Annotated in this window: 1 rRNA gene; it reads left to right on the forward strand. The window is 52.8% G+C overall.

What is annotated here, in order from left to right:
* Window positions 1-570 (forward strand): 23S ribosomal RNA (locus tag C170_RS21680); the annotation flags it as partial.

Raw genomic sequence — 570 nt, forward strand, 5'->3', positions numbered from 1 at the left:
ATGATCTCACACTGCCAAGAAAAGCCTCTAGCCAGGTGATGGTGCCCGTACCGCAAACCGACACAGGTAGGCGAGAAGAGTATTCTAAGGCGCGCGGAAGAACTCTCGTTAAGGAACTCGGCAAAATGACCCCGTAACTTCGGGAGAAGGGGTGCCCCGGTAGTGTGAATAGCACGAGGGGGCCGCAGTGAAAAGGCCCAAGCGACTGTTTAGCAAAAACACAGGTCTGTGCGAAGCCGTAAGGCGAAGTATACGGGCTGACGCCTGCCCGGTGCTGGAAGGTTAAGGGGAGTGGTTAGGAGCAATCCGAAGCTGTGAACCGAAGCCCCAGTAAACGGCGGCCGTAACTATAACGGTCCTAAGGTAGCGAAATTCCTTGTCAGGTAAATTCTGACCCGCACGAATGGCGTAACGACTTGGGCGCTGTCTCAACGAGAGATCCGGTGAAATTTTAATACCTGTGAAGATGCAGGTTACCCGCGACAAGACGGAAAGACCCCATGGAGCTTTACTGCAGCTTGATATTGAATTTGGGTACGATCTGTACAGGATAGGTGGGAGCCTTTGAAA

The sequence above is a fragment of the Paenibacillus sp. FSL H7-689 genome (assembly GCF_000517905.1).
Classification (GTDB): Bacteria; Bacillota; Bacilli; order Paenibacillales; family Paenibacillaceae; genus Paenibacillus; species Paenibacillus amylolyticus.